7 protein-coding genes and 1 tRNA gene are annotated in these 6,681 nt (G+C 76.8%); 3 read left to right on the top strand and 5 right to left on the bottom strand.

Features of this window, described 5'->3' with window-relative positions:
• The 3 genes from selB to selD form a co-directional block, all read right to left on the bottom strand.
• A partial coding sequence (gene selB, locus ACME2J_RS21690) for a selenocysteine-specific translation elongation factor (protein WP_495547032.1) occupies positions 1 to 1,088 on the bottom strand: 1,088 nt, incomplete at its 3' end.
• Positions 1,089 to 1,110: 22 nt separating this feature from the next.
• A tRNA-Sec gene (locus tag ACME2J_RS21685) sits at positions 1,111 to 1,202 on the bottom strand.
• Between the two features lie 16 nt (positions 1,203 to 1,218).
• Positions 1,219 to 2,241, bottom strand: a complete 1,023-nt coding sequence (gene selD, locus ACME2J_RS21680) for a selenide, water dikinase SelD (RefSeq protein ID WP_495547033.1) — start codon at positions 2,239 to 2,241, stop codon at positions 1,219 to 1,221.
• Positions 2,242 to 2,336: 95 nt separating this feature from the next.
• On the opposite strand from selD, the gene ACME2J_RS21675 reads away from it, so the two are divergent.
• Complete coding sequence (locus ACME2J_RS21675; RefSeq protein ID WP_495547031.1) at positions 2,337 to 2,630, top strand: hypothetical protein; 294 nt, start codon at positions 2,337 to 2,339, stop codon at positions 2,628 to 2,630.
• Here the strand turns inward: ACME2J_RS21675 and ACME2J_RS21670 are convergent.
• Together ACME2J_RS21670 and ACME2J_RS21665 are read right to left on the bottom strand one after the other, a co-directional pair.
• The gene (locus ACME2J_RS21670; RefSeq protein ID WP_495547030.1) at positions 2,608 to 3,423 is read right to left on the bottom strand and encodes a hypothetical protein; all 816 of its coding nucleotides are present in this window, start codon (positions 3,421 to 3,423) and stop codon (positions 2,608 to 2,610) included. The genes ACME2J_RS21675 and ACME2J_RS21670 overlap by 23 nt on opposite strands.
• The gene (locus tag ACME2J_RS21665) at positions 3,410 to 3,667 is read right to left on the bottom strand and encodes a hypothetical protein (RefSeq protein ID WP_495547029.1); all 258 of its coding nucleotides are present in this window, start codon (positions 3,665 to 3,667) and stop codon (positions 3,410 to 3,412) included. Before ACME2J_RS21665 ends, ACME2J_RS21670 begins: the two co-directional genes overlap by 14 nt.
• 135 nt (positions 3,668 to 3,802) lie before the next feature.
• Here ACME2J_RS21665 and ACME2J_RS21660 point away from each other — a divergent pair, with 135 nt between their 5' ends.
• Together ACME2J_RS21660 and ACME2J_RS21655 are read left to right on the top strand one after the other, a co-directional pair.
• Positions 3,803 to 4,300 carry a hypothetical protein gene (locus ACME2J_RS21660; RefSeq protein ID WP_495547028.1) on the top strand — a complete coding sequence of 166 codons (498 nt, stop codon included), beginning with the start codon at positions 3,803 to 3,805 and terminating at the stop codon, positions 4,298 to 4,300.
• A gap of 53 nt (positions 4,301 to 4,353) precedes the next feature.
• A partial coding sequence (locus ACME2J_RS21655; protein WP_495547027.1) for an ATP-binding protein occupies positions 4,354 to 6,681 on the top strand: 2,328 nt, incomplete at its 3' end.

The following is a 6,681-nucleotide window of genomic DNA, read 5'->3' as shown; positions in this document are numbered from 1 at the left end:
TCGGGTGCGCCGTCGCGCCGGCGGCGCAGCCGGTCGGTCGCGGGCGAGGACGGCCCGTGCCGCCGGGCGCGGGCGTCGAGCACGACGCCGCCGCCGAGGGTGTCGGGCGGCGCGTGGCGGCGCACCACGACGTGGTCCCGGTCACGGGCGAGCACGGGGCGCTCGAGCCGCAGCTGCCAGAGGTCCTCCCCGAGGTGCGCGGCGCGGCCGGCGACGTCGCGCGTCCCGTGGTGGACCTGGATGCGCTCGCCGTGTCGTGCCGCCGGGACGTCGAGCCGGCAGTCGAGCACGTCGGTCTCGCGCAGCGCGCCGTCGACGCTCACGGCGTCGCCGCGCGCGAGGTCGCGGGTGCGGACGCCCGCGAGGTCGATCGCGACGCGCTGCCCCGGCGCGGCGACGGTCGCGGCCGCGCCGTGCACCTCGAGTCCGCGGACGCGCGCCGGGATCTCGCGCGGGAGGATCGTCACCCGGTCGCCCTCGCGGAGCGCGCCCGACCGCAGGGTCCCGGTGACGACCGCGCCGCGGCCCGCGACGGTGAAGACCCGGTCGACGTGGAGGATCGGGGGGCCTGCGTCGTCGTCCGCGGCGGGCGGGCAGCGCCTCGCCGCCGCGTCGAGCGCGGCGCGCAGCTCGCCGACGCCGTCGCCGCTGCGGCCGTCGCACGCGACGACCGCGGCGCCGGGGACGAGAGCGCGGGCCTCTCCGACCGCGCGGGCGGGGTCCGCGACCGCGCTCTTCGTCACCGCGACGACGCCGACCTCCACGTCGAGCGCGCGGAGCACGGCGAGGTGCTCGCGCGTCTGCGGCATGACGCCGTCGTCGGCGGCGACGACGAGGAGGAAGAGGTCGATCCCCGTCGCGCCCGCGACCATCGTGCGGACGAACCGCTCGTGGCCCGGGACGTCGACGACCGAGAGTCGTCGTCCCGACGGCAGCCGCAGCGGGGCGTAGCCGAGCGTGATCGTCATGCCGCGCCGCGCCTCCTCGGGGAGGCGGTCGGCCCACACGCCGGTGAGCGCCTGCACGAGCGTCGTCTTCCCGTGGTCGATGTGACCGGCGGTGCCGAGGACGAGCGGCGCGTCGCTCATCGGACTGCCGCCGGGGGGAGGACGGAGCGGCGAAGGAGTCGAACCTTCCCGACGCGCCGCGCGCGCCGCCGACGGCTTTGAAGGCCGTTCGGGGCACCGGCCCCGGGCCGCTCCACGAGGCCGAGGCGCGTCATATCACGCGGATCGTGCCGGGGTCGCCGTGGACGAGGCGGCCGACGACCGGGCCGGGGATCCGCGGCGCCGCCTCGTCGCCGACCGCGACGAGGAGCCCGCCCGAGGTCGTCGCGTCGCTGAGGAGGCGCCGCCTCCAGGCCGGCACGTCCTCGGCGAAGTGCGTGAAGCCCGCGGCCCACTCGGCGTTGCGGCGGCTGCCGCCCGAGACGCCGCTCGCGTCAGCGAGCAGCGCGTCGACGCCCTCGATCGCCGGGACGGCGCACGCGTCGATCTCGGCGGCGACGCCGCTCTCACGCGCGAGGTGGTGGAGGTGACCGAGGAGGCCGAAGCCGGTGACGTCCGTCGCGCCACGGGCTCCGGCGGCGCGTGCCGCGGCTGCCGCGTCGGCGTTGAGGGCCGTCATCGTCTCGACGGCGGCGGCGAGGATCGCGTCGTCGGCGCCGCCGCGCTTGCGCGCCGTCACGATCGCGCCGACGCCGAGCGGCTTCGTGAGGACGAGGGCGTCGCCCGCTCGCCCACCGGCGTTGGTCGTCATCGTCGCCGGGTCGACCGTGCCCGTCACGGCGAGCCCGTACTTCGGCTCGTCGTCGGCGATCGAGTGGCCTCCGACGATCTGCGCCCGCGCGGCGGTCACGACGTCCGTCCCGCCGCGGAGGATCTCCCGCAGCACGTCGGGGCCGAGCGCCTCGAGGGGGAAGGCGACGACGTTGAGCGCGGTGTGCGGGGTGCCGCCCATCGCGTAGACGTCGGAGAGGGCGTTCGCCGCGGCGATCCGGCCGAAGTCGTAGGGGTCGTCGACGAGCGGCGTGAAAAAGTCGATGGTCTGGACGAGCGCGAGGTCGTCGCGGAGCGCGAAGACGGCGGCGTCGTCCCCCGTCGCGGACCCCACGAGGAGTCGTGCGTCCGTCGCCGCGGGAAGCCCGCCGACGACGGGGAGCAGGTCGGCCGCCGGGATCTTGCAGCCGCAGCCCGCGCCGGCGGCGAGGCTCGTGAGGGCAGGGGCGGGCGACGGAGGCACGGGCACCGCATTCCCTCCCCCGTCGCGTCCTAGTCGTCGGCCGCCTCCCGCCGCTGTAGTGGTTATGCGCCATCGGCCCCGGGAAACGCGCCCACATGACGACGAACACGATCGCCATCCCCGCCTTCTCCGTAGGGGGCTTCTTCCTCATCCTCCTCGTCATCGTCGTGATCGTCGGCGCCGTCGTCTTCTTCACCGGCCTCGGCGGCAAGCTCGAGAGCGAGCGTGGGAAGACGGCGCCCGGTGACAGCCCTCACGACCGCACGGACCGTGAGGCGGGCGCCGGCGGCCGGCCCTCCCACACCGAGGTCGACGACCCGTCGAAGTCGACGGGCGAGAACCCTGCGCGCCGGTCCCGCCAGCCCCTCATGGGTCGCGAGGACCACTGAGCTGCGCCTCGGCGTCGCGCTCGCGGCGGCTCTCGAGGAGGAACGTCGCGACCGCGCCCGCGAGCGCGGCGATGATGACGAGGCCGACGGCGAACCCGGCGAGCATCACGAGCCGTCCCGCGCCGGTCTCGGGGTACGGGTTCGCCTGGGAGCCGATGACGTCGGCGCCCGCCCACAGGAGCGCGTCCCCGAAGGTGGCGAACGTCCCCTCGCCGCGCTCGGCGAGCCAGGCGAGCTGCGCGATCGCGAGGGTCGAGATCCCCGCGAGCCCGGCGAGGTAGCCGGTCCGCGAGCCGAGCAGGCTGCGCGCGACGCCGGTCGCGCGATAGCTGCTCGAGAGGACGCGCGCGGCGGGCAGTGCGCGGCCGAGACGCAGGAGCGCGCCGAGCCGGAGGATCCGCAGCGTGGGCACGAGGAGCATGAGGACGGCGAGCCAGTGCCGGCGGACGAACCTCACGCGCGACGGCGCGAGGAGCGCGCGAGCCGCGAAGTCGACGACGAAGACGCCCCAGATGACGAGGCCGGCCGTCGTGAGCGCACGGCTCCACGACGAGGAGAGGCCCGGGTTGGAGAGCTCGAAGGCGACGAGCATCGCGAACGCGATCCCGAGGAACGCCATGACCGGGTCGGCGCGCTCGGTGGCCCGCGCCAGCCATCGCTCGTAGGCGGCGTCGTCGGGGCTGGAGCCGCGGCGCGGCCGCGGGATGTCGGTCGGGTCGTCGGGCTCGCACCCGCCGCCCGAGGCCTCGAGGGTCGCGCGGGCGAGCGCGCCCTCGGGTTCAGCGGCGCTCATCGGCCTCGGCGCCGGATTCGCCGATCGTCCAGGTCGCGAGGCGGGCGAGCGGTCCGCGCCCGGCCTGCGTCCCGAGCTTCACGACGACGATGAGCCCGGTCGTCGTCGCAAGTCCGGCGAGCAGCCGGACCCACCACTCGCCGCTGACGCCGAGGCCGACCGTGACGCCCGTGCTCACGAGGACGCCGAGCAGCGTGATCCCGCCGGTCGTGAGGGTGACGCTCCTGTCCGTGCGCTGACTCACGTGGGTTCCCTACCCGGTCCTCTCGCTCGTCGCACGCGGGGCGATCTCAGGGGGCGTGCCCCGACGAAACACGACATCATGGTGCGTAGGTTGGCGCGCGCACACCGAACGAACGCACGAATCCCAGGGGGGCTCATGACACGCAAGACGATGCGTCGCGCCGCGATGGCGGCGGTCGCCGCGCTCGCGCTCGCGGCCGGCGGCTGCGGCGACGACGACGAGGACGAGGCGGGCGCCGGGGCGTCGGCGGTCGCGGCCGAGACGACCGGGACGCCCGAGTCGGCGCCCGAAGGCGGGGCGTCCGCCACGCCCGAGCTTCCCGACGAGCCGCCCGCAGCGGCTCCGGACGAGGCGATCGCCTGTCTCGAGGGCAAGGGGTACACGGCGTCGATCGGCCGCGCGGTGGAAGACGACGTGAAGGCGGCGACCGGCCTCGTCGACATGGTCGTGATCACCGGGGCCGACGGAGCCGGCTCGATCTCCTACTTCGAGGACAACGCCGCGTCGCTCGAGGCCGCGACCGCGGAGAACCCGCCGTCGGGCTCGGTGTCCGCGCGCAAGTCGAACACCTACTGGGTGTTCGTCGGCAGCGACCTGCAGAAGGCGACGAAGGACATCTCGACCTGCCTTTGAGGCCCGTCCGGGCGCGGTGGGACTTTTCCGCCGCGCCCGGATAGGTTGAGGGGGTGGAGGCCGGAGGGCGCCACCCCGTCCAGCTCATCGAGCGTGAGGAGGAGCTGCGTCGCCTCGGCGACGTCGTCGACGCCTCCGTCGAAGGCCGCGGCGGCGCCGCGGCGATCATCGGGCCCGCCGGGATCGGCAAGACCGCGCTGCTGCGGGCGGTCGCCGACGTCGCCCGCGAGCGCTGCGACGTGCTCCACGCGAGGGGCGGCGACATCGAGTCGTCGATCGCGCTCGGCGCGATCCGCGAGCTGCTCTCACCGGCGGTCACCGGCCTCGACGACGCGCTGCGCGCGGAGCTCGCGGACGGTCCGGGGGACGTCGCGGTCCGGCTCGTCACCGGCACGTCCGCGATCCCGGCCCCCGACGCTGCGCTCGCCGTCGCCCACGGCGTCTTCTGGCTGCTCACCCGACTCGGCGAGCGTCGGCCCGTCGTCGTCCTCGTCGATGACGCGCACCTCCTCGACGCCGCCTCGCGGGACGTCCTCGGCTATCTCACACGGCGCCTCGAAGGCCAGCGGCTCGCCGTCATCCTCGCGGCCCAGCCGGTCGGCGACCTCGGCCCGCTCGACGCGCCGCGCGACGTCGTCTCCGTGACCCCCGCCCCGCTCGGCACGGAAGGCGTGCGGCATCTCGTCCGCGACGTGCTCGGCGCCGCTGTGCGTGACGAGGTCTGCGACGCGTGTCGGGATGCGAGCGGCGGCAACCCGTACCTGCTCGTCGAGCTCCTCGCGAGCGCGGACGAGCGCGGGCTCGGCGGGGCGGACGCCGTGCGCGAGCTCGCCGCCGCGGCCTCCGGGGGCCTGCAGCGGGAGACCGCGGCGCGACTCGACCGCCTCGGCGCCGGCGCGCGCGACGTCGCACGCGGTCTCGCGGTCCTCGAGCGCGCCGAGCTGCCCGTGATCGCGGCCCTCGTCGGCGGCGGCGAGGGCGAAACCGCGGAGGCGCTCGGCGTCCTCGAGCGCGCCGGGCTCGTCGACGCGATCGACGGGGTGCTCGCCTTCGCGCAGCCGATGCTGCGCTCGGCCGTTCTCGCGACCGTCGGCGCGGCGGAGCGCGACCGCCTCGACGCGCGGGCGGCCGAGATCCTCGCCGCCCGCGGGACGGCCGATCGGGCCGCCGCCCACCTGCTCGCGTGCGCGCCGCGTGGCCACGCGTGGGCCGTCGACCTCCTCCGGGGCGAGGCCGAGCGAGCGCTCGCGGCCGGCGCGCCGCAGAGCGCGGTCGCGATGCTCGAGCGCGCGCGGGCCGAGGCGCCCCACCCGCCCCCCGGCCTCCTCGCCGATCTCGGCCGGGCGCGCCTCGGCCTCGGTGACCCGGCCGGCCTCGAGGCGCTCGCCGCGGCGCTCGCGGGCGCCGAGGATCCCGTCGAGCGCGCCCGGATCGTCGCGGCGATGGCGAGCGCCGAGCTCTCGGTCGGCGAGGTCCCGGGCGGTCTCGGTCGGCTGCGCGCGGCGCTCGACGAGACGGATCCCGGCAGCCCCGAGGAGGGCGTGCTCCTCTCCGGCTACCTCGGCGCGACCCACGCCGCGTTCGTGGCGCATGCGCGGGCGCGCTTCCAGGGCCGCGCGGACGTCCTCCGCGCCCGGGGCGAGACCGTCGATGCGCCGACGCTCGCGAACCTCGCGGTCATCCGCTTCATGGCGGGCGAGCCCGCCGATCGCGTCGCGGAGGCGACCCGCGAGGTGCTCGCGCGGCCCGACGCGGCGGCATGGGTCGGCGCCGGCCCGCCTCCGTACGCGATGGCCGCGTGGGCGCTCGCCGGCGCCGATCGCTTCGCCGAGGCGGAGGACGCTCTCGACCGCCTCGTCGCGACCGCCCGCCGGTCCGGCTCGCATCTCCTCCTCGAGCTCGCGATCGACACCCGCGTGTACAGCCGGTGGCGGCGAGGCGACCTCGCGGGTGCCGAGGCCGACGCCGAGCGGGTCATCGAGCTGAGCGCGATGGGGTGGGAGCACCCCGTCGTTCCGGTGCGATGGGCCCTCTCCGACGTGCTCCTCGACAAGGGCCGCCCCGACGCCGCCGCCGACGTGCTCGCACCGGTCGGGCCGCTCCTCGAGGAAGGGCCGCCGGCGATCGAGCGGGCGTGGGCGCTGCTGGCCGACTCCCGTCTCGCCCGTGAGACCGGCGACCCGCGGCGGGCGCTGCGCCGCGCGCTCGCCGCGGGCGAGATCGCCGCGGCCCTCGGCGTCCGCAACCCGGCGGCGCTGCCGTGGGCCTCTGCCGAGGCCGAGGCCGCCGAGGCGCTCGGCGACGCCGACCGCGCGGTCGCGGCCGCCGACGACGAGCTCGCTCGCGCCGAGGCGTTCGGCGCGCCGCGCACGGTGGCCGCG

This window comes from Paraconexibacter sp. (genome assembly GCF_059438195.1).
The sequence above is the reverse complement of the archived record's forward strand: the minus strand, read 5'-3'. Positions and strand labels throughout refer to the sequence as shown.